This window comes from Proteus sp. G2618 (assembly GCF_009915995.1).
Lineage (GTDB): Bacteria > Pseudomonadota > Gammaproteobacteria > Enterobacterales > Enterobacteriaceae > Proteus > Proteus terrae.
In genome coordinates this window covers 213369-236140 of the sequence record NZ_JAABNI010000026.1, presented here as the reverse complement: position 1 = coordinate 236140, position 22772 = coordinate 213369, and the positions used below count along the sequence as shown (strand labels likewise).

Sequence of the window (22772 nt, the reverse complement as noted above, 5' to 3'; positions counted from 1 at the left end):
TGATTATCAGATAGCTAATTTATATCTAGCAAGATAAATATCTAATCAGCGATCCCAACGATTTCTTGTTCTAAATGTTTTTTATACGCTTCAATATCTTGTTCAATTTGTGGTTGTTTCACTACATCAAACATTCCAAAGGTTTTTAATCCTTCCATACCTAAAAATTGATTCGCTTTATGGAATGGGAAATAGACAGCATCAATCCCTTTTCCTTCAAAGAACTGTTCTTGCTCTTCAAATGATTCAAAAGGCGCATTCCAAGTTACAGAAAGAAGATATTTTTTGCCTTGTAATAACCCACCAGAACCATATTTTTTCGAAGGATCTTTTCGTGTACGGCCATCATCAATATACATTTTGCCGTACCCCGCACTAAACACATCATCAATATATTTTTTTAAGATCCAAGGACCTTCCATCCACCATGCTGGCATTTGATAAATGATGACATCTGCCCATAAATATTTATCAACTTCTTCATCATTATCATAACCATCATCAATGCGTGTTGATTGCACATTTATCTGATGTGAAGATAATAATTCTGTGGCAATTTGCGTCAAATGGTCATTGAGCTTCCCTTCAGACCCATCAAACTCTTTTGCCGCATTAATAATAAAAACATTCGTCACGTCTAAACCCCTTTACATACACATAGTTAATAAACTGACTGTAACGCAATTATCTATTACTGCCTTAACTCATTTCTCCATTATTCTTGCCTAATAATCCAAATATACACTTTCAGATCCAGAGGCTTTTAATCGTTGAATATCTTTTAGAGGTGATAACCCAAATAATCGCTGATATTCGCGACTAAACTGTGATGGGCTTTCATAACCCACAATAAATGCCGCCTCAGAGACATCACTCATTTCAATCAACATGATCCTTCTCGCTTCATTCAGTCGTAACCATTTTTGATATTGCAATGGTGTCATGCCTGTTCGATTTTTAAAGTGAAAATGAAATGAAGAGGTACTCATACCCACTAACATTGTAAGATCTTCTATCCGGATTGTTTCGCGGTAGTGTTGTTTAATCCAATCAAGAGCATGATTAATTTGCCGACACTGGGGATGTTGCGAAGCGAGTAGTTGCTGACGCGCACCATCGTTTGATCGTAATAAGTAATAAAGGATCTCTTTTTGGATCAAAGGTGCAATAAACGGTGCGTCTTCGGGTGTATCTATTAGTTTTATAAGCCTGGTTACTGCTTGTAGGATTGGTGCAGTTGCTTGAACAACTTGTTGAGCTCGGATCTCTTTATTTTCTTGTAGTAACTCAAATTTGTTTTCTGTTAGCAACTCAGGTAATAGAGAGAGATCCAATTTTAGTAATATCGCTAAAAAAGGTGTCTCTTTTGAAGCCTCACAAACTTTAGCAAAGGTCGGTATTTCTGATGATGTTAAAAGCATATTCATAGGACGATAGCAATTTGTCTCTAGCCCTATTGTTATCTGCTTTGCACCTTGCGCAGCAATAGCCAAACTTGGTTCATACATCCAACCTTCTGGCTCTGTAATAGAACTATACCGACATAATGCTAAACCAGAGACAACCGTATCCCATCCCCCTTCTTTATCTCTTGTATATAGAAGAAGTGTTTTTTTAAAATGTTCAAACTCTAATACTATTGGTGCTGATAGATTCGCAGTATCCATAGCCTCTGATTCTTCAATTTAGTCTGTGAATTCGTCAGATTGTATTACTAAATAGTTTGAAAAACTTTTTTTTAAAAAAGCACCTTACCTTTTCTTACCACGGTAAGACATATTTCATCTAGTAGAAATGTAATTTCGAGTATTATTTCTACTGATAACCATTTATTTTTTATACATTTTTATCAAAAAAGAAACAATCTGATGCACTCTTGAGCAAACAGTTATTTTTTTCATTTTTTTACTTTACAAGGTGACCGAGGATAGCTATTATTCGCCTCGTTCTCACGAGAACTCGCTTCCTCCATAGTTCAGTCGGTAGAACGGCGGACTGTTAATCCGTATGTCACTGGTTCAAGTCCAGTTGGAGGAGCCAAATTTAGAGAAGCCCGCGCTATTACAGTGCGGGCTTTTTGCTTTCTGCTCATCCATTATTTTTATTCCTCGATTTTCTTAATTTATTTTCTTTGTGCTCTTATTATATCCACCGATGTATCCATGATTTCAATTTTATCTCCACTCAAAATCATCAATAAAAGAGTGCGTTCTAATAGGATAATTTAAATTAACACTATGCCACTGACTATTTTTTAAACTCAAAACCACCTTATTTAATTTAAAAACCATAAATTAGTTATTTTTTAACCACTTAAACTATTATTTCACTTTTTTTACTTTACAAACTTCATCGCCCTCGCTATTATCCGTCTCGTTCTCACGAGAACTCGCTTCCTCCATAGTTCAGTCGGTAGAACGGCGGACTGTTAATCCGTATGTCACTGGTTCAAGTCCAGTTGGAGGAGCCAAATTTAGAAAAGCCCGCGCTATCACAGTGCGGGCTTTTTGCTTTCTACCTTCTCTATTATCAATACCATTCCTATTCTTCTCCTCTTTTATTTTTTAGATCTCTGTGTCGTCTCAAATACGTTATCTCTTTATTTTTTATCTTTGTTTTCAATCTTCAATGTAGAGAAAATAGCCATTTAAAAATGTTTATCGCCTCATTATTAGATTATCCGTTTTAGAAATACACAATATGTTGTTTATCTACGCACTTAAACAAATATCGTTGATTGTCCTTTGACATATCAAATCACTCACTATATGATACACGCCACTTAATGTTGTTCCTCCATAGTTCAGTCGGTAGAACGGCGGACTGTTAATCCGTATGTCACTGGTTCGAGTCCAGTTGGAGGAGCCATTTCTCTTTGTGTCACCCTCGTAACCTTTTGATTTTATTCTCTGTTTCACCTTACATAATTCCAAAAAGATAATAAAAAAATGCGATTAAATGGTAGCTATTTAATCGTTTTCGTATTAGCATTCGTTTCCGGCTTGACTATCTAGTCCAATCCAATCCTTGATCTTTCGATTTTCCTAAGACACACGGAGCCGGTATATGACCACTGCACAACCTATCACCCTCACTATTCGCCGTCCTGATGATTGGCATGTTCACTTTCGTGATGATGACATGCTAAAAACTGTTGTTCCTTATACCAGTCGCTATTTTGGCAGAGCTATTGTTATGCCAAACCTTGTCCCACCAGTTACAACGATTGAAGCTGCTCGCACTTATCGTGATCGCATCAAAGCGGCTATTCCTGCGGGAGATAACTTCGAACCGTTAATGACCTGCTATTTAACAGATAGCACACTGCCTTCAGAAGTCGAACAAGGTTTCTTACAAGGTGTTTTTACTGCTTGTAAGCTTTATCCTGCGAATGCAACAACTAACTCAAGTCATGGCGTATCAGATATCACAAAGATTTACCCAATCTTAAGTGTGATGGAAAAAATTGGCATGCCATTACTTATCCATGGCGAAGTAACCGCTTCAAATATTGATATTTTTGATAGAGAAGCGCGTTTTATTGATAGCGTTATGTCTCCTGTACGTAAGCAATTTCCTGAGCTAAAAATTGTTTTTGAACACATTACAACTAAAGAAGCAGCTCAGTATGTGTTAGAAGGAAATGAATTTCTCGGAGCCACCATCACTCCGCAACATCTAATGTTTAACCGCAACCATATGTTGGTTGGTGGCGTTAAACCTCATCTATATTGCTTGCCTATTCTTAAACGCAATGTTCACCAAGAAGCACTCAGAGAAGCTGTTGCATCAGGAAATTCTCGCTTTTTCTTAGGTACAGATTCTGCACCTCACTTACAACACCGCAAAGAATCATCTTGTGGTTGTGCGGGAGTATTTAACGCACCAACCGCACTAGCCGCTTACGCAACCGTATTTAAAGAACTTAATGCATTACAACACTTTGAAGCTTTCTGCTCTTTGAATGGCCCTCGTTTCTATGGTTTACCTGTTAATGAAGGAACAATCACATTAACAGAAAAAACGGTTGAGGCTCCAGCACAAATCCTTTGTGGCAATGAAGCGCTTATTCCTTTCTTAGCAAATGAAAATATTCATTGGGATATCACTGTCGATTAATCCTTCCCCTTGATATTTATCTAAAATGCACCATATAACATTTGTTCGACTGTTAATGGTGCATTACTCTTTTATCTGAGCTAGCACACATTTTTTTGTTATAACAAAAATTTATCTTTTTAATCACGATAAATCTCGTATACTGAAAAGTAACCACTTTGTGTGGGAGCTTCTCTCTTAGTCAAAACCGGTTGTATGATTAGGAGGTATTATGAGTAGAAAAAATGAAGTTATTCAGACACATCCTGTTGTAGGCTGGGACATCAGTACCGTTGACATCTACGATGCCATGATGTTGCGTTTACATTATCTTCCTGAAAACGAACATCATCCAGAAAACGCAGTTGTAGATAAGACACTTTGGCTCACAACAGACATAGCTAAACAGTTGATTCATATTCTTCAAGCAGGTATTGATAAAATTGAATCATCTGAAGATTCTGTTTCAGACAACACCAAGCATTAATAAAAAGATCTAGAAAAGATAGCGAACGCAAAGCAGGAGTACTTGGTACTCCTGTTCTCATTTTTACCTCTCTATAACCCACCATCGCATATTGATTATATCAATATATAAACCAACTCTTTCGGTATAAAAATAATTAGTTATATTAATAAATCAACCTCCATTTAATGGAAAAATAATCATAACCTTTTTATTCGATATATCTTCAAAAAAAGAACATATAAGCCGAATTGACATAAAATGATGTTGTCTTTATTTTAATAAATTAAAACGGCTACAAACAAGGAAGTTATTTGTGAAAGTATTAATTATTGATGAATGTTTTTTTACTCGCAATGGTATAAAACATTATTTTTCGAAGAGAAATGTAAGACATGAAATAATTGACATATCATCTATACAAGAAGCAAATAATTATATTAATCACTCAATGCCAGATATTATATTTATTGATCTTACAAGATATTGTCGGGAAATAGCACATTGTCCACATTTGCAGTTCTTTTTTATTTCAACAAGAAGTTGCCGTCTTTATCTTTATATTGATGCAAATTACCCAGACAAAGAAAGACCTATCGCGTTGACAAATAACTGTTTTATCCTTCCTAAAAAGATCCTTCCTTGGGTGCTTGAAAAGACATCTTTATTCACTTCTCGGTGCCAAGTTTTCTTTCCAACCTATAAACATTCATTATGCTCTATTTTTAGTTTACAAGAGCAAAAAATAATTAATTACTGGATGAGTGAAATACCTAATCATCAAATAGCAAAAAAGCTGTCTATTAGTAGTAGCACTGTATATTCACATAAAAGGCATATTACTGAGAAGATTAATGTAAAAAATAGAATTGAGTTATTTTTCATATATAACATTTTAAAATACATATATGAGAAATAATCCGATTATATTTTAATAGAAAAAATAAGCAGAAGAAAAAAGGAGTCCAATTCCCGTTATTACTCACTGTAAGTGAGGTGGCTAATATGCGTGTTGGCCACCTTAAATTTATTATAATATTATGTATGTAGGGTACATGTGATATTAAAATAATTAAACTGATATAGTTCTATCTTATAAAAGATAAAGTAAAACTGATTTGTAGTGCGATCACTTCACTCTTGTTTTTAATAAAGAGTGAAGTGATTATTTAAAAGACTAAACTAATAATTAAGCTATACGCTCAATCTTAGCAGGCAAGCCTTGACGAACAGATGCACCAGATACCCAATCTAACCATGTATTAGTGATTTGACGTGTTGGATCGGCAAACCCTAAATCATTAAGGTTGATACCGTTACCAATACCTTTATCCATTGGTAATGGTTGTTCATCTAAGTAATGCTGACGAGAGCCTAACTCTTGATGCCCATATCCATGTTCAATCGCTAAAACACCGGGCATTACGCCGTCTAGTAAGCTGATTTCTGCTTCAACTTGCCCACCAGGTGTAACAATGCGAACTTTATCACCATGATTAACACCCCATTTTTTGCCATCTTGAGGGTTAATTGCGACTAAGTTACTCGGTTTCACCATTCTTAAACGTTGGATCATGCCTGTCGAACTACTTACCACATGAGATTTAAAGGACATTAATTTTAATGGCCATTGATCTTCAGGATAGTGCTGATGAATATCACTACCATCTGATAAACGCGGTGGATAATAAGTCGGGCAGCCACTATAACGTTCACCGGTTATTGCATGATGGTTTTTAGCAACTTCTTCATTCCAAATCTGCAATGGTTTTTTCCACTGTGGCCCAGTTTCATCGCCATTCCATGCTTTTTCATAAGGAGCAAAACGACCGCCACGTGTATAGATATACGCAACTTGAAGAACTTCTTCATTTTTTAACGTTGACGTTATCGCAGGTAAAATACGGTCTACACCACTCAATAGAATATCTTCATTGGTTGCTGGTGCGACAGGTTTCTCACCCATAAATGCCATATTAGCTGCAACACGTAAATAGTAGTCTTCTGCACTATTGATTGGATAGAAATTGCCATCCATATCTTCAATTGCTTTCTCACCAAAGCCCGGTAAATCTAAAGCTTTTGCCACAGCAATACAGAATGTTTCCATTGAAATTGGCTGACCATCTGCTGTTTTTGCAACACGCGGTTCAATAATCGGCCAACGCGCTGTACTTGCTTTAGTTTGAACGCCAGACCAAGGTGCACTAAAACCCCAGCTTTCAAAGTTATGCGTATCAGGAACAATATAATCGGCTAGCGCTGTTGTTTCATTCATAAAGGCATCAATACCAATAATTAAAGGTAGATGCTTCGGATCTTTCAGACGCTCTTCCATCACTTGGCGAATACCTGCAATCCCATAAATAGGGTTGGTCATATTCGTTATCCATGCTTTCAATGAATAAGGATAACCTGCTAATGCAGAGCCTAGCTGCTCAGTTAATTGTCCAGCCGCAAACGGATACCAAGGTGCTTTTGCAGGATATGGAGATTCCCCTTTCTCTACGCGCTCACGGTACTCATCAGATTTTTCATAGGCTGCTTTACTGCGTGATAACACCATGCCTTTTGGTTTAACTTTACCTTTAAAGCTATCCATTTTGTAACATGGGCCATCAGTCGCACCATTAAACTTACCGCCACCAACAGATACTCCACCTTTAAGGTTTAAGTTACCTATTAGCGCATTAAGCATAATTACGCTCCACGCTGTATAGAAACCATTACCACCCATCATGCCACCATGAGAGATAACTGCGGCTTTTCGACCATATGCCGTAAATTCACGCCCTAATGCAGCAATGGTTGTTTCTGGTACTTTACAACGCTCACTGTATTCTGCCAGTGTCATACGTTTAGCGGCTTCATCAAGTAATTGGAAACTTGATTTAACCGTAACAGTAGCGCCAGTTTTTAATGTCACTGTATGCGTAGCAAACAATTGGGCTTTATCAACTTGGGTTGATGGAACTAATTCACCTTCAAGTGATAAAACTAAGGTTTGCTCTTCCCCTTCTGCAACATCATTAAAATGTGCAGTTGTCAGCATTTGCCCTGACAGAGGGTGTTTTTCATCACTGATCACAAGGTGAGTCGCATTTGTCCAGCTTTTCTCACCCACATTTTTCATTGAAACTTCGCTTGGCACTGACAGATATTCTGCATTGTAGCGATTATTTTCAATGATCCAGCGGATCATCCCCATGACTAAAGCCGCATCTGTTCCCGGTTGAACAGGAACCCAATGTCCATGATCGTTAGCTAATGTCGTTGTTAACGGTAATGCCGGCGCAACAACTACATAATTGAACGAATCACGAATACGAGCATTAGCTAATTGACGACCTTGACGCTTAAATGGGTTACCTGATTGTGCCGGTGATGTTCCTAAGAACAGCGCAAATTCAACGTAATCCCAGTCAGGTTTAACGTGGGCATTTTTATCTAAATCATTCATCAACGCACCAGAACCCGCTCGGTACGCTAATCCACAATAAGAGCCATGAGCACCAAAGTTTTTACTACCAAATGAGTTTTGAGCAAAGCGACGAATAAACGTATCACGTCCATCATCACCCGCATTTGTCATTAATAATTGGTTAGCTTTAGGGCCTAAAGCAGGTTGCTTTGGATCGATTAATGTATCTAAATCACGAATAGCACGTAAACCATCAACATGACCTTCACCAAAGAGATCGCCACCTTCTACAATTTCTTGGATCAACTGCTCAAAACTGATGCGTTTCCATTTACCTTCACCGCGTTTACCCACACGTTTCATCGGTTCAAGAATACGAGTTGGGCTATCTAAGCTTTCCATCATGGTTGCACCACGAGCACAAGCTGTAGAACGGTTTTCTAAACCACTTTCACCCCCCATTTTTTCAAATGCTTCTTTAATTGGCATGTTATAGCCAAAGTGGTGATCATGAGAAAGTGGGTGGTAAGGGTTACCTGCAATACGTAAAACTTTATTGTTTGCTCTATCAACACGGGCACGAACACCACATTGTGTCCAACAACCAAAACATTGTGTCATACAAACAGATTGATCTGTATTCGCTTGCCATTTTGCGTCTTTTACGACTTTACCTTCAGGTAATAAAGAGTTTCCGTTGATCCTATCAAGTGTCACTTTGCCCGATGTGCCATCAACTAAACCATCTATGGCACGTTTAGCAACATCACGGTAGCTGGCAGCAAATGCGGCAATACCACCGATAACTAACCCACCTTTAAGCCATTGACGTCTTGTAAACTTAGCCATGCTGCACTCTCCTGACAACCCAACGAATACTTTCTCTAAATAAAATGGTTAACGCTATCCATAATCCAAATGTACCAACAATTGCCATCAGTCCATCATTACCTAGCGTAAACTCATAAGGGTTTGTAATTATGTTATATTTTGGAATGTATTGAGCACCCATCAACATCAACCAGCGTAATACCCACGCAAGTCCCATTGATACAAATGCCATGATGGTAATAAATGCAACCGAACGTGCTTGTTTTGCCATCAAAAGTCCCATCGCGACAGAGATAACCCATAGTGTGATAACACCCATGGCACTCCACCAGCCAAGACTTCCCATTGCTAATTGTTCTCTGATTGCTTGACCTGAAATCGTATCGCCAGCAACCCAAAAGCCTGTACATACTGCTAATAACATCAGTGAACTGACAAACCACATCGCTAATTCACGCTGATGAACTGGTTCACGACGTGTGCCTAATGCCAGTAATGTCGGTAGTACTTGCATTGCACTAAAGAACAGCAGTATTGGTAACCAATAGGTATACAATACAGGCCTTGCTTTTAAGATAGACGCTTCACGACCTGTATATAACAGCAAACCAATCGCTGTTAATGAGCAAGCTAATGCAACCCAACGCGTCAATTTGTATTCACGCTTCCATACTAAGCGAACAACCATCGCTGCAAAGTAAAGCATGCTAAACGCTGAGAATAACGGTAGTAACAGTGAGCCCCATGCCATCCACGACCACGGTGTTGGATAAGCATAGAAATGCCACACACGAGCTGTTTGGTGTAAATCTGCCGTTAACGCAAGAGGTGCCGTAATACCAGCGGTTACTGCAATGAATACAGCAACTGCTTCTAAACGTTGATTACCTGCACTGCCTTTCCAGCACTGCCAGCACGCATAAAGCGTTGCACTACAAGCAATACCAATAAAAAAGAAATATTGCACAGCCCAAGGTAACCAAAAATATTCTTGAGGGATCGCGATGACTTCTTGAATTTGAGAAACTTGCGGGATCATGAGTGAACCTCCTGCTGCCATAATGCGGGTTGTCCTTGACCTGCTAACGGTTGTACAAATGCATCATCGAGGCCGAGATAGAAAACTTGTGGCAATGTGCCGCTTTCTGGTTTTAATACTTTCAGCTCTTTTTCATGTGTACGCAGCATTTTGCTGATAGTGCTATTAGGATCTTTCATATCGCCGATAATACGAGCACCGCCGACACAAGATTCAACGCACGCTGGCAGTAATCCAACTTCGAGGCGATGTGCACAGAAAGTACATTTATCTGCTGTTTGTGTTGAGTGATTAATAAAACGTGCATCGTAAGGACATGCTTGAACACAATAAGCACAGCCAACACAACGTTCATTATCAACGACGACGATGCCATCTTTACGTTGGAAAGTCGCTTGAACAGGGCAAACCGGCACACAAGGTGGTTCATCACAGTGGTTACACAATCTAGGCAATAAGACGTTGGTTATCCCCTCTTGCCCCTTGATAGCAACCTGATATTGGTTTACTGTCGTCCTAAATTGTCCTTGAGGAGTCTGATTCTCAATATTGCAGCTTACTGTACAGGACTGGCATCCTACACAACGGCGTAAATCAATCAGCATTCCGTAGCGTTTATCCTCCGAGCCCTCACGACGCTCAGGTGATAATTTAATGCCGGCTTCAGCTAAAGGAACCAGTGAAGCACCCGCAGTAAGGACCCCTAATTGTTGTAGAAATTTTCGTTTTCCAAGATCCATATTTGTCTCCAGCATCACTCAATAACGCAATCTCACAATGAGTGAAGGAAATAGAAATTTAAAAGTATGTGTTTTGTTATAAGTGCATTGTAAAAATTACTGAAGACAACACCTATTGTGGTTTACCACATACCAAGTGCGAACTTGATCCAAAACAATATTTAACATTAGATATTTATGACGATAAAACAGACAATTGGGATAAGAAACGCAGTAAACATCGGGTTATTACTGCTCTTTTTTGTACTTCCTCTACAAGCCACTGCAAAAGAGTGGACAATCGGTGTTTTAGCATTACGTGGTGATGCATCAACTCAAAGACACTGGCATCCGCTTGTTGACACCTTAAATGAACAATTTCCGTCAGAAAAGTTTGTATTAGTGCCGTTAAATCTGGAAGAGATGAAATTAGCGGTTGCAAAGAAAAATGTTGATTTTTTACTCACAAATCCGGCGCAATTTGTTCAATTAGATAATGCATTTCCATTACGTTGGCTGCTCTCTTTGCGTTCTGGCTATGAGCCTGATAACACCACACGAAATGTCATTGGCAGCCTAATTCTCGTCCGTAACGATAGCCCGATTACTTCTGCGCATGAATTAATTGGAAAACGCGTTGGTGCCATCGCACCTGATGCCTTTGGCGGTTATCTTCTGGGTTACAAAGCGCTACGAGAAGAAGGTATTGATCCTGATAAAGACTTCACATTGCGTTTCACGGGTTTTCCAGCCGACGCGTTGCTTTATCTCTTACGAGATGAAGATATTAACGCAGCAATTATCCCCGTCTGTTTACTAGAAAATATGGATAATGAAGGGCTTATTCGTAAAAGCGATTACCGCCCCGTGATTTCCTATCAAACCAATACCCCTTGTTTAACCAGTACACCGCTCTACCCTAATTGGTCATTTGCAGCGCTAGATACTGTTCCTGATGAGCTTGTTGATAAAGTCACTCGCGTTTTACTCACCGATGACAGTAAACCGATGAAATGGGGAGCACCAGCTTCACATACTCAAGTTGAAAATCTATTAAGAGAAGTCAATCAACACCCTCGACAAAGACAGCTTTGGCAAGATGCACAAAGTTGGGCTATTCAGCACCAATTTATTATTGGCCTTTCATTGGCAGCCATTCTTTTTCTCATCCTAAACCAAGTCTGGATCAGCTATTTAGTTAGGCGTCGTAGTCGCCAACTAGAACATGCCCACAATCGATTAAGACAACAGAAGGAAGAGTTAGAACACGCTCAGCGCTTAAATATATTGGGAGAAATGGCATCGGGATTTGCTCATGAACTTAATCAGCCTCTTTCTGCTATTAAAAGCTATGCACAAGGGAGTGTTATTCGCCTTAAAAAAGAGAGTGAATCGCACCCATTGCTACCTGCATTGCAACAAATAGATAAGCAGGCACAGCGCGGTGCTGATATCATTAGAAATCTACGTTTATGGGTTGGAAAACAAACACCTAACACCGATACAATTTTGCTTTCTCATCAAAATATTGCGGAGTGTATTCAACATATCTGGAAGCTCTTACGCGTAGAAGATAAATATCCACAGGTTTCATTGATCACCCATGTTGATGAACATGATACCCTGTGTTTACCCGAAACATTATTAGAGCAAATTTTATCGAATTTAATCACCAATAGTCTCCAAGCTGGCGCTAAGGTACTAAAAATTAGTACTCATAAGGCTCCTGATAGGTTGCTTATTGTCATTGAAGATGATGCGGGTGGAATGAGCCATAGCCAACTTGAACAACCCTTTTCCCCATTCCAAACAACAAAAACGGAAGGACTTGGATTAGGTTTGGTGATTTGCCAACGTTTATTACTTTCTCAAGGTGCTGATATTCATATTGAAAACCAAAAGAATGAACAAAATAAAGTTGGAATAAAAATTACACTTATTTTCCCTAACAAAAATAAATAACGGAGAAAAAATGCCAACAATTCATCTTGTTGATGATGATCTTGCTGTCACTGATGCTTGTCAGTTTTTATTAGAAAGCTTAGGTTATTCAGCCCATGTTTGGAATGATAGCGAGTTCTTTATCAACAATGTCAATCTCTATCAGCAAGGTGTTGTCTTGTTAGATATGAGAATGCCAAAACCCGACGGCAGACAAGTCCACCAGCATTTAATTGATAAACACAGTACACTTTCTGTGATTTTTTTAACTGGTCATGGCGATATTCCTATGGCAGTTGAAGAGATCAAAAAAGGAGCTATCGACTTCCTGCAAAAACCCGTTGATAGCAATGCATTGTTATCTGCATTAGATGCAGCATTTCTTGAAACCAATACACGTTTTACCGCACATGATATTCGCCGCCGTTATGCTTCATTAACCCCAAGAGAAAAAGATATTGCTTATTATGTTATTCAAGGATTAATGAACCGAGAAATAGCAGAAGTTGCTTGTGTTTCAATAAGAACCGTCGAAGTTCATCGAGCAAAAGTGATGGACAAAATGGCAGCTAAAAATATTGCTGAATTGGTGACTGCACTACAAGGCATCGAAATAATTTCACCTAATTTATGACAAAATTTCTTATCTGCGCTAAAAAGTGTCACAATATAAGATATTCATTGGAAAAATAGTAAATAGATAGGCTTATGATAAAGTCACCTCCATTTAAAAAATCATTTTTGCAGCCTAAATATTGGCTGACTTGGTTCGGGATCGGATTACTTTATATTCTGGTTCTCCTTCCTTATCCTGTCATTTATTGGCTAGGGACACGCCTAGGTCGTTTTTCAAAAGTTTTTTTGAAGAAACGCGTCCAAATAGCGGAACGCAATCTTGAGCTCTGTTTTCCACAGATGCCAAAAAGTGAGCGAGAAGCCTTAGTTAATAAAAATTTTGAATCCGTTGGTATGGGATTATTCGAAACTGGCATGGCATGGTTTTGGCCTGAATGGCGCGTCAAACGTTGGTTTAAAGTCAGTGGACTTGAAAATATCTCAATGGTTCAAGAAAAAGGACAAGGCATTTTGCTTATTGGCATCCATTTTCTGACTCTTGAACTTGGTGCTCGAATTTTTGGTATCTATAACCCTGGAGTCGGTGTTTATCGCCCTAACGATAATCCCGTTATGGACTGGCTACAAACATGGGGTCGATTACGTTCTAATAAATTTATGATCGACAGAAAGGATGTCAAAGGCATGATCCGCGGTTTAAAAACAGGTGAAATTATTTGGTATGCACCTGATCATGATTATGGCCCTCGTAAAAGTGTTTTTGTGCCTTTATTTGCAGTTGATAAAGCGGCAACAACAACGGGAACTTATATTCTGGCAAGAACCAGCAAACCTGCACTCATTCCATTTACCCCAAAACGCTTACCTGAAGGCAAGGGTTATGAGTTAATTATCTCTCCTCCTGTTGCTGATTTTCCTGTTGATAATGAGGAAAATGCCGCTAGAGCGATGAATAAAGTGGTTGAACAAGAGATTTTACGCGCGCCAGACCAATATATGTGGTTGCATCGTCGCTTTAAAACTCGCCCAGAAGGTGACGCTTCTTTATATAACGAAATAAAGAAAGTACACTAATCACAAAGTGGCTGTTCTATTCCAAAACAGCCACTTTGTAATATTACGATATACTGAAATAACAATAATAAAATCAATAACAGCACAAGCTGTAAACTCCTGCAAAAACACATTATAAGAGCAAGACCTATCGCACTTATTCTGTATCATGGCTATATTCTTATTCATCATAAAATAAGAAAACCGACTCGCTGTTGCCACGCTCAACATCGCTACGGTTATTTTCAGCCTATTCTCTTGGTTTGCTCTCTCGTTCTCGGCTAAAGGAGTAACATGGATCTCAAGCCCCGAAATAATTCTTGGAAACGTAATCTCTATATTGTCTGGTTTGGCTGTTTTCTAACCGGCGCTGGTTTTAGTCTGATCATGCCTTTTCTTCCTCTCTATGTAGAAGAACTGGGTATAACCGACCATGAAGAGCTTAATCTTTGGACGGGTGTTGCATTTAGTATAACCTTCCTTTTTTCTGCTATCGCAGCGCCTTTTTGGGGAAAATTATCAGATAGAAAAGGTCGAAAATTAATGCTGTTGCGTTCAGCTCTTGGTATGGCGATCGTGATGGTATTAATTGGATTTGCACAAAATATATGGCAATTACTGGTATTACGTGCCTTGCTAGGTGTATTAGGTGGCTTTGTTCCGAATGCAAATGCGTTAATTGCCACTCAAGTCCCCGTTAAAAAAAGCGGCTGGGCATTAGGTACACTTTCAACTGGTGCAGTGAGTGGTGCGTTAATAGGTCCTTTAATTGGCGGTATGCTTGCCGATCTCTATGGTTTACGTCCTGTCTTCTTTATTACTTCAGCCGTTTTATTTATTTGCTTTTTAGTCACCCTCTTTTTCGTCAGCGAGAACTTTACGCCTGTTTCTAAAAAAGACGCACTAACCACAAAACAGGTCTTTTCATCGCTTAAGAACAAAAGACTCGTGGTATGCCTATTTTTCACCACAATGATCATTCAAGTGGCAACGGGCTCTGTTACGCCTATTTTGACGCTTTATATCCGAGAATTAACAGGATCAGTCAACAATCTTGCCTTTATCAGTGGTGTTATCGCCTCTGTACCCGGTATCGCTGCACTTATTAGCGCCCCTCGTTTTGGTAAATTAGGTGACCGAATTGGCCCTGATAAAGTCCTTATTTTTACCCTAGGGCTCTCTATTTTTATGTTAATTCCAATGGCGCTGGTCAGTAGTTATTGGGAGCTTGGTGCACTACGTTTTTTACTTGGTGCAGTCAATGCCGCTATGTTACCTGCAGTGCAAACACTTATCCTCTATAACATTACGCCTGCGATTGCAGGTCGAATTTTCAGCTACAACCAAGCACTAAGAGATGTTGGAAATGTTACAGGACCGTTAATGGGCGCTTTTGTTGCTGCAAGCTATGGATTTAGAGCTGTTTTTTATTTCACCGCAGCCGTTGTCTTTTTTAATCTAATTTACTCTTGGTTAAGCTTTAGAAGACCACAAGAAAAGTAGTCAAAAAATCTACAAATAAGATCAGTTAATAGTTTTTTTTCTTCAAAAAATTACACTTTTACATTTAAATGCCCAATTGTTACTTTTTTTATTCTGTTTTTTGTAATTTATTGTTTATTAAGAATATTCTCACCCCCTATTTGTTAAGACCTCTAAAATTTTCTTGTCCTCTTTTTTCAAAAAATTGCAAGGTTAACTATTGCAAAATGAGATTTTTATCGACTTTTGCACCAAAAAATGGTTTATAAAGTATTAAATATACTTTTAGTCGCTGAATTCTGACAAAAGTATGTTAAAAATATATTAATTAAATGCAGTGGATATTGATAACAGAATGAAATAATTTTGTTTCACCACTTGCTGCTATTTTGTTCTTTTTACTTGCAAACGACCTGTAGAGGTTTTTTTTGGGAATTTAAGATGCAATCTACTCACTCAAAATCTAGCCGAACTTTCTTTGGCCACCCATATCCATTAAGCTCCCTTTTCTTCACCGAAATGTGGGAACGCTTTTCTTTCTATGGTATTCGCCCATTATTAATCCTATTTATGGCGGCAACCGTTTATGAGGGTGGCATGGAAATCCCCAGAGAGCAGGCATCTGCTATTGTGGGTATTTTCGCAGGCGGTGTTTATTTAACATCACTGCCTGGAGGTTGGCTCGCTGATAACTGGTTAGGTCAACGCCTAGCCGTATGGTATGGCTCTATCTTTATCGCTTTAGGGCACCTATCCATCGCACTTTCTGCGTTTTGGTCACAAGACCTATTCTTTATCGGTTTATTACTGATTGTATTGGGTACGGGGCTATTTAAAACCTGCGTAACTGTGATGGTAGGAACCTTATATAAAAGGGATGATACTCGCCGTGATGGTGGATTCTCCTTATTTTATATGGGTATCAATATGGGCTCATTTATTGCACCACTCATCACGGGTTTCTTAGTACGTGATTATGGCTGGCATTGGGGCTTTGGTATTGGTGGGATTGGTATGCTTGTTGCCTTACTGATTTTCCGCTTTTACGCAGTACCTACCATGCGTCGCTTTGATAGCGAAGTCGGTTTAGATTCAAGTTGGGATCGCCCAACTGTTGTTCGTCGTAATGTCGGTCAATGGATCTTAGCGTTATCTGTTGTTCTTATGGCAATTGTTGGTCTTATTATTTCTGGCGTTATTCCTTTTAACCCAGTTGTTGTGGCCAACTTTATGGTCTATGTAATTTCCGGTAGTGTTATTGCCTATTTTATCTATTTATTCCTATTTGCTGGATTAAGTAGTAGTGACCGCTCTCGCTTATTTGTTTGTTTCCTCTTATTGGTTTCAGCAGCCCTTTTCTGGTCTGCATTCGAACAAAAGCCGACATCATTTAACTTATTTGCTAACGACTATACTGACTTAAACTTTATGGGATTTGAGATCCCTGCGGTTTGGTTCCAGTCTGTTAACGCCCTGTTTATTATTATTCTTGCGCCAGTATTTAGCTGGTTATGGCCAATGATGGCACGTAAGAATATGAATTTAAGTAGCATGAGTAAGTTTGTAATTGGTATTTTATTTGCAGCGGGTGGCTTTACCGTCATGATGTTTGCATCTGAAAGCGTTATTGCAACAGGACAAGGTGTTTCACCGCTTTGGTTAATTGGCAGTATCTTATTACTGACATTAGGTGAATTATGCTTAAGCCCAATTGGGCTTGCCACAATGACTATTTTAGCGCCTGCTAAAATGCGTGGTCAGGTTATGGGATTATGGTTCTGTGCAAGCGCATTAGGTAATTTGGCAGCAGGTCTAATGGGTGGAAATATCCGTCCAGACAAACTCGATGTCATGCCTGATTTCTTCTCTCATGTTTCTATCGCTCTGGTTATTTGTGCTGTTGTTCTTGCTGCACTGATTATTCCAGTTCGTAAGCTTTTACAAAGCGCAGATAACAAAGAGAAAGCACAAGCTTAATTTAATGCGTTAATTATTAAAGCCATGTCTAATTACTTAGGCATGGCTTTTGCTTTTATATCCTACAATTTAAACGCTGTTTTTAAGTATTGCGCCCAATATTTAAAACACTTAATCTCATTACCTTCTATTTATTGATTGTTTATTACTAAGGTAATGCGATGACTGTTCTTCCTATTTATTATGTTAATGCTTTTTCCTCTATGCCTTTTTCAGGAAATCCCGCAGCTGTCGTTTTGTTAGAAGAATGGTTGCCTGATGACACCTTAATTACACTTGCTAGTGAGATTAATTTACCTGAAACCGCTTTTTTAGTTGGCGACCATATTCGTTGGTTTACACCTAAAATTGAAGTTCCTCTTTGTGGACATGCAACATTAGCCACTGCTTTTGTACTAAAAACTATAAAACAGTCCCCTTATGATCGCTTTAAATTCCAGTCTCTTTCAGGTGAGCTAACGGTTTCTAGCCAAGACTCTCTCTTTACACTTAATTTCCCAGCGATACCTGCGACATTAAATAACGATATAAAGTCAATCCTTGAAAAAAAATTAGCATTACAAATCGATGAAGTTTGGCAAGCGCGTGATCGCTATGTTTGCTTTTTATCTGATCCAGAAACAGTCACTAACTACCAACCTGATTTCACTCAAATTGCACAGTTGCCTTTACCCGGCGTTATTATCACAGCTAAAGGTCACGCTCCTTTTGATTTTATTTCTCGCTTCTTCGCCCCCGTAAAAGGCGTGAATGAAGATCCTGTTACAGGTACATCACATTGTGTATTAGCGCCAATTTGGGCTAATAAACTCAATAAAACACAGTTACAAGCAAGACAAGTTTCAAAACGCGGTGGAAATATTGACTGTGTGCTAAAAGATAATCGCGTTTTACTGACAGGAGATGCTGCACTCTTTTTAACTGGCGAAATAACCTTTTAATTACAGACGGCATAATCAGTCATTCATCTACTTTGCTTTCAATTTACTCTATTTTATACTGTGGGGAATTTCTCCCTACAGTATCAAAGAAGAAGGCTTTATTGTTATGTCCATCTCTGACTTATCTCCTGAACTACAAGATAAAATTAAAAATTCAGTCACCCGTGTTTCTAAAGTCATATTTCCTACCACCACCAATCACCACTCAACACTCTTTGGCGGCACAGCATTAGCTTGGATGGACGAAGTTTCATTTATCACCGCCACTCGCTTTAGCCGTAAACGTCTAGTAACAGTTTCAACTGAGAAAATAAATTTTAATCACCCTATTCCATCAGGTACGATTATTGAATTGGTAGGTGAAGTTATTCGTGTTGGACGTACAAGTTTAACGGTAAATGTTTCTATTTTTCTTGAAGATATGTACGCAGAAGGCCGTGAAGAAGTGATCCACGGTCAGTTTAATTTTGTTGCGGTTGATAGTGACGGAAAACCAACGCCATTATTCGATAAATAGTATTTATAGAGAGATTTGTCATACTTTTTATCTCTCTGAGTTAAAAACATCATTATTTTATTATGTTCTTTATTATTTTGAATAATAACAAAGTATTAAGATCATTAATTTAAATGGATGTTTTTCAAACAATACAAAATACCTAATAAAATCAATGAATAATACGATTACTAACATGTAAGACAAGAGTTATCCACAGTTAATGTGGATAACTGAATAAGTCCAAAAATTAGAGAACACAGATTTTTGTTACTGCAAATTCAATCTGACAAATGGTCAATTTCTTTCCCGCCGTTGCACTTTCAGCAATAACAATATCCGTTAATTGTGAATACTGTCGCCCTACTTCAAGCGCTAATTCAATGGTGGGCTCAATCAGTAAGATCACCCCAATCTTTTCAAGTTCAACAGGAAAGTCTGCAAGTGATCTAAATTGCACCACTTGTTTTATCTTATTTTTAGCAATTTCTTGTGCTTTTTCCGTTGCGACTTGATTAACTCTTGCTTGTTTTTCAAAAGCACCACCACCTGAATGAAGATAAATCATATTTTACTCACATAGAAAACAAAGGCTGTTACCTTTATTATTCAAATCAAAGGCATAAAAGCCAGCAGAATGATAAAAAAGCAACAACCTTATCTCTACTTTTTATCCTATTAAACACAATACAAAAGTGCTTTACCAACCATAAGAAACACCGCCGCCAACAACACCGCGATCTTCTGTATTCCATGAAGCTGAAACACGAATAATGGCGCTTTCTGTTATTTGATACTGAGCACCCGTTGCAAATGCATTAGCATCGCGATAATTACCCACTCCGACACCTAAACTAAATGTGTGATTAGTCACGTAAGGAATATTAGCCATCGCTGCGACAGAAGCAATCCCAGCACTTGCTCTTTTATCTGCTTTATCGATTTTATTATCCATATTCTTAAGTGCAATATCATTATCAATAAAGATATTCTTAAACTTATTATTGGTATATTCATTTGCAATAGAGATAGAATCATGTTTTGATTTTTCAATATATTCCTTCAACGATTCATCTCTCTCATTAATTATCGTGTTGGTCATATTTATATACTCATTCCCTTTTTGAGTAATATACTTCTCACGCTCCTTTATTATTTTTTCATTATTTTTGCCAATAAGCCCTTCCATACCCGATGCTATTTTACTAATCTCAATATCGGTATAACTATTGGCATTTTTTTCTGATGCGTTAACCTTTCGCTCTGTTGAAAAAATAACTTCATCTTTAATATTATTAACATGTTCAACTATTTTCTTATCATGTTCATTCACTTTAAAGTCAGTGTATTCTTTACCTTTATTTTCAACTTCAATAAATTGATTGTTTGTGTATTCTTTGATCTGTTTTTCAGACTCATTGATCCTATTATTTGTGTTTTTCTCTATTACTTCCTTCATATTATTTATTTTATTATCAGTATAATTTTCCGCACCTTTTTTTATTTCATCTGCTTTTTTATTTGTATAATTTTCAGCATCTACTTTTAGATCAGATAATTTTCCTTCATTATAAAGATACATTTCATTTTTAACTTCATTGATATAATTAACAGTATTAGCCTGATGTTCATTGATTTTACTATCAGTATATTGATTTGAGTTTTTTTCTACATTTTCCGCATATGTTTTTGCCTTAAACTCGCTCTCTTTTAAGACTGCTTCATTTGCCTTTATGATATCTCCTTGTATTATTTTATTATTTTCATTCATTTGTTTTGTTGTTGCTTCAACAACCGTATTTTTCTCTTGCTCAATTTTATTATAAATAGTGGTATTATTGTCATTAATGCGCTTATCAGCCTCAATAAGAATATTATCTTTTTCTTTTTTTAATTGGGAAACATTGACGGCGTCTGTATTTTCTGTACCTGCTGCAACATTAATAATTTGCCGCTGGTTTTTATCACTACCGATTGATAATGTATTATTACGATTATTACTGCTATTATCACCTAATATAATCGCATTACTTGCTGATCCTGAAGACTTACTACCAATAATCACTGAATTATCGGCATTGTCAGAAAGGCGACTACCACTACCTAAAATAACACCATTTTCAGCATTATTTATTGCCCCTTTCCCTATACTAATTGAATCTTTATTTTCACTATAAGCCTGAGAACCAATAGAAAGAGAACCCTCACCAATTGCCATTGCACCACTTCCCAATGACATCGCATTATCACCAATTGCTGTACTTTTATGACCTATTGCGGTTGCATTTTCACCCTCAGCTCCTGCATTAGCACCTATCGCCGTTGATTGATCAGAATGCGCCCACGTATTATATCCAACTGCCGTAGATTCATTACCATCTGCTTTACTATTACCACCCAATAAGGTTGTATTATTTGCATAAGATAAAGGTGATGATAATAATGAAATCACTAAAAACTTTACCTGCAAATCTTTATTTTTAATCATATCCACATCACTCCATAATTAATAAAGTCATATATAGAATAATATGTATTTTATTTTTTACACATTAGATATCTTATAAAATAAACTAATAATAAATTGAAACTCTATTAATTAAAGATAATAACAACCTCATATAATTAACTTTATCATAAATAAATATTGTGATTTAATTTATATTTAAATAATAATCAACAACTAAAGAAAACAGATAAAAAATAAAAAAACGAAACTCAAATTTAAAAAATAAAATTATTAATTATCTATAAAAATAAAATATTTTTACTTTTGAGATAATGATCAAATAATAGGAAGCACTACTTTATAAATATGAATACTCTTTTTTAAGATGTATTAAAAGAAACACTAAGTAAAACCCCTAAGCCTATCACCGCTTAGGGGGCAGTATTATTCAATAAATTGTGCTTCTGCAATTAATAATTTATCAATTGATGATTGGCATAAAAGAGGCCTGAGTGCTTCAAATTTCCTTTCTGACCATTGGTAAATCTTTAAAGATAATAGTTGCTCAATAACTTTAGGCTCAAAACGATATTTAAGATGTTGTGCGGGTGTTCCTCCCACAATACTATAAGGTTCAACATTTTTGGAAACAACGCTATTAGCCGCAACAATAGCACCTTCACCAATTGTCACACCTGGCATTATCATTGCACGCATTCCTATCCATGCACCATCATGAATATGGGTATCACCTTTACCAATATAGGCTTCCTCAATCTTATCCATAAAAGGATAAAGTGAGAACCAATCCATTCGATGAGTATGATTGCCGCCCATTAATATCACCGCTTGCGCACCAATACAGACATAATCGCCAATATATAATTTATCTATTTCCCACAATGGTTCCCATTGTAGGCTAACCTCGTCACCATATAGATAACGTACAACTGAAGTTTCAAACCCATCATCCCAACAATCACTGTAATAACTGTGTTGTCCTTTAATGATAATGTTTTTATTTTTAACTGTTTCGTGCAGATATTCTACACGCGACCAATGTTTATTTTTCATAATATGACTCGCTATAAATTAATGAGTCATCAAAGAATGCTTAATTCTCTGATGATGTGTTCGCATTCAAAACACATCGTCTTAAGCAATCCTTGGTTGAAGTAATAAGGGATTTTTTTTCATCTTGTTTACGGACAACTTTTCCAACGCAGTGCGCTTATGCTTGCAGTTTATCTGCACCATGATAAAGATTATCAAAGAAAAAGCTA

Annotated in this window: 18 protein-coding genes and 3 tRNA genes; 13 read left to right on the top strand and 8 right to left on the bottom strand. The window is 37.5% G+C overall.

The window, feature by feature from the left end:
• Positions 1 to 41: 41 nt before the first annotated feature.
• Together GWJ01_RS17660 and GWJ01_RS17655 are read right to left on the bottom strand one after the other, a co-directional pair.
• Positions 42 to 635 (bottom strand): NAD(P)H-dependent oxidoreductase, encoded by a 594-nt coding sequence (locus GWJ01_RS17660; RefSeq protein WP_088495203.1) that lies wholly within the window; start codon positions 633 to 635, stop codon positions 42 to 44.
• Positions 636 to 725: 90 nt separating this feature from the next.
• The gene (locus GWJ01_RS17655; protein ID WP_161711399.1) at positions 726 to 1667 is read right to left on the bottom strand and encodes an AraC family transcriptional regulator; all 942 of its coding nucleotides are present in this window, start codon (positions 1665 to 1667) and stop codon (positions 726 to 728) included.
• Between the two features lie 297 nt (positions 1668 to 1964).
• On the opposite strand from GWJ01_RS17655, the gene GWJ01_RS17650 reads away from it, so the two are divergent.
• The 6 genes from GWJ01_RS17650 (at position 1965) to GWJ01_RS18960 (ending at position 5483) form a co-directional block, all read left to right on the top strand.
• A tRNA-Asn gene (locus tag GWJ01_RS17650) sits at positions 1965 to 2040 on the top strand.
• 354 nt (positions 2041 to 2394) lie between these two features.
• Positions 2395 to 2470: transfer RNA gene (locus GWJ01_RS17645), tRNA-Asn, on the top strand.
• Positions 2471 to 2792: 322 nt separating this feature from the next.
• Positions 2793 to 2868: transfer RNA gene (locus GWJ01_RS17640), tRNA-Asn, on the top strand.
• A gap of 198 nt (positions 2869 to 3066) precedes the next feature.
• On the top strand, positions 3067 to 4119 hold the full coding sequence (gene pyrC / locus GWJ01_RS17635) for a dihydroorotase (protein ID WP_156733655.1): 1053 nt from the start codon (positions 3067 to 3069) through the stop codon (positions 4117 to 4119).
• A 211-nt stretch (positions 4120 to 4330) separates the two neighbouring features.
• Positions 4331 to 4585: a biofilm formation regulator BssS gene (bssS, locus tag GWJ01_RS17630; protein ID WP_064720401.1), complete on the top strand. Its 255-nt coding sequence runs from the start codon at positions 4331 to 4333 to the stop codon at positions 4583 to 4585.
• Between the two features lie 295 nt (positions 4586 to 4880).
• On the top strand, positions 4881 to 5483 hold the full coding sequence (locus GWJ01_RS18960; protein WP_088495200.1) for a response regulator transcription factor: 603 nt from the start codon (positions 4881 to 4883) through the stop codon (positions 5481 to 5483).
• A 270-nt stretch (positions 5484 to 5753) separates the two neighbouring features.
• Here GWJ01_RS18960 and ttrA read toward each other — a convergent pair whose 3' ends face one another.
• The 3 genes from ttrA to ttrB are packed head-to-tail and all read right to left on the bottom strand — an operon-like array spanning position 5754 to position 10595.
• Entirely contained in the window at positions 5754 to 8834 is a 3081-nt protein-coding gene (gene ttrA / locus GWJ01_RS17620; protein ID WP_156733656.1) for a tetrathionate reductase subunit TtrA, read from the bottom strand.
• On the bottom strand, positions 8827 to 9855 hold the full coding sequence (gene ttrC / locus GWJ01_RS17615; RefSeq protein ID WP_075673844.1) for a tetrathionate reductase subunit TtrC: 1029 nt from the start codon (positions 9853 to 9855) through the stop codon (positions 8827 to 8829). Before ttrC ends, ttrA begins: the two co-directional genes overlap by 8 nt.
• Positions 9852 to 10595 carry a tetrathionate reductase subunit TtrB gene (ttrB, locus tag GWJ01_RS17610; protein ID WP_072068548.1) on the bottom strand — a complete coding sequence of 248 codons (744 nt, stop codon included), beginning with the start codon at positions 10593 to 10595 and terminating at the stop codon, positions 9852 to 9854. The genes ttrC and ttrB overlap by 4 nt, the downstream gene beginning before the upstream one ends.
• A gap of 177 nt (positions 10596 to 10772) precedes the next feature.
• On the opposite strand from ttrB, the gene ttrS reads away from it, so the two are divergent.
• The 7 genes from ttrS to GWJ01_RS17575 all read left to right on the top strand — a co-directional run bounded on the left by ttrS (position 10773) and on the right by GWJ01_RS17575 (position 19061).
• The gene (gene ttrS / locus GWJ01_RS17605) at positions 10773 to 12536 is read left to right on the top strand and encodes a tetrathionate respiration histidine kinase TtrS (protein ID WP_161711398.1); all 1764 of its coding nucleotides are present in this window, start codon (positions 10773 to 10775) and stop codon (positions 12534 to 12536) included.
• A 10-nt stretch (positions 12537 to 12546) separates the two neighbouring features.
• Positions 12547 to 13149 (top strand): tetrathionate respiration response regulator TtrR, encoded by a 603-nt coding sequence (gene ttrR / locus GWJ01_RS17600; RefSeq protein WP_075673842.1) that lies wholly within the window; start codon positions 12547 to 12549, stop codon positions 13147 to 13149.
• 74 nt (positions 13150 to 13223) lie between these two features.
• A complete protein-coding gene (locus GWJ01_RS17595; RefSeq protein ID WP_161711397.1) occupies positions 13224 to 14165 on the top strand; it encodes a Kdo(2)-lipid IV(A) acyltransferase in 942 nt (313 codons plus the stop codon).
• A gap of 273 nt (positions 14166 to 14438) precedes the next feature.
• Entirely contained in the window at positions 14439 to 15647 is a 1209-nt protein-coding gene (gene mdtG, locus GWJ01_RS17590) for a multidrug efflux MFS transporter MdtG (protein ID WP_161711396.1), read from the top strand.
• Positions 15648 to 16067: 420 nt separating this feature from the next.
• The gene (locus GWJ01_RS17585) at positions 16068 to 17603 is read left to right on the top strand and encodes a peptide MFS transporter (RefSeq protein WP_088495194.1); all 1536 of its coding nucleotides are present in this window, start codon (positions 16068 to 16070) and stop codon (positions 17601 to 17603) included.
• A gap of 161 nt (positions 17604 to 17764) precedes the next feature.
• Entirely contained in the window at positions 17765 to 18544 is a 780-nt protein-coding gene (locus GWJ01_RS17580; protein ID WP_156733664.1) for a PhzF family phenazine biosynthesis protein, read from the top strand.
• A 106-nt stretch (positions 18545 to 18650) separates the two neighbouring features.
• Positions 18651 to 19061 (top strand): acyl-CoA thioesterase, encoded by a 411-nt coding sequence (locus tag GWJ01_RS17575; protein ID WP_088495192.1) that lies wholly within the window; start codon positions 18651 to 18653, stop codon positions 19059 to 19061.
• Between the two features lie 229 nt (positions 19062 to 19290).
• On the opposite strand, the gene GWJ01_RS17570 is transcribed toward GWJ01_RS17575, so the two are convergent.
• The 3 genes from GWJ01_RS17570 to GWJ01_RS17560 all read right to left on the bottom strand — a co-directional run bounded on the left by GWJ01_RS17570 (position 19291) and on the right by GWJ01_RS17560 (position 22563).
• A complete protein-coding gene (locus GWJ01_RS17570) occupies positions 19291 to 19608 on the bottom strand; it encodes a hypothetical protein (protein ID WP_161711395.1) in 318 nt (105 codons plus the stop codon).
• A 132-nt stretch (positions 19609 to 19740) separates the two neighbouring features.
• Positions 19741 to 21528, bottom strand: coding sequence for a YadA-like family protein (locus GWJ01_RS17565; protein ID WP_161711394.1), 1788 nt, complete (start codon positions 21526 to 21528; stop codon positions 19741 to 19743).
• Positions 21529 to 21933: 405 nt separating this feature from the next.
• Positions 21934 to 22563, bottom strand: coding sequence for a CatB-related O-acetyltransferase (locus tag GWJ01_RS17560; protein ID WP_109395155.1), 630 nt, complete (start codon positions 22561 to 22563; stop codon positions 21934 to 21936).
• Between the last annotated feature and the right edge of the window lie 209 nt (positions 22564 to 22772).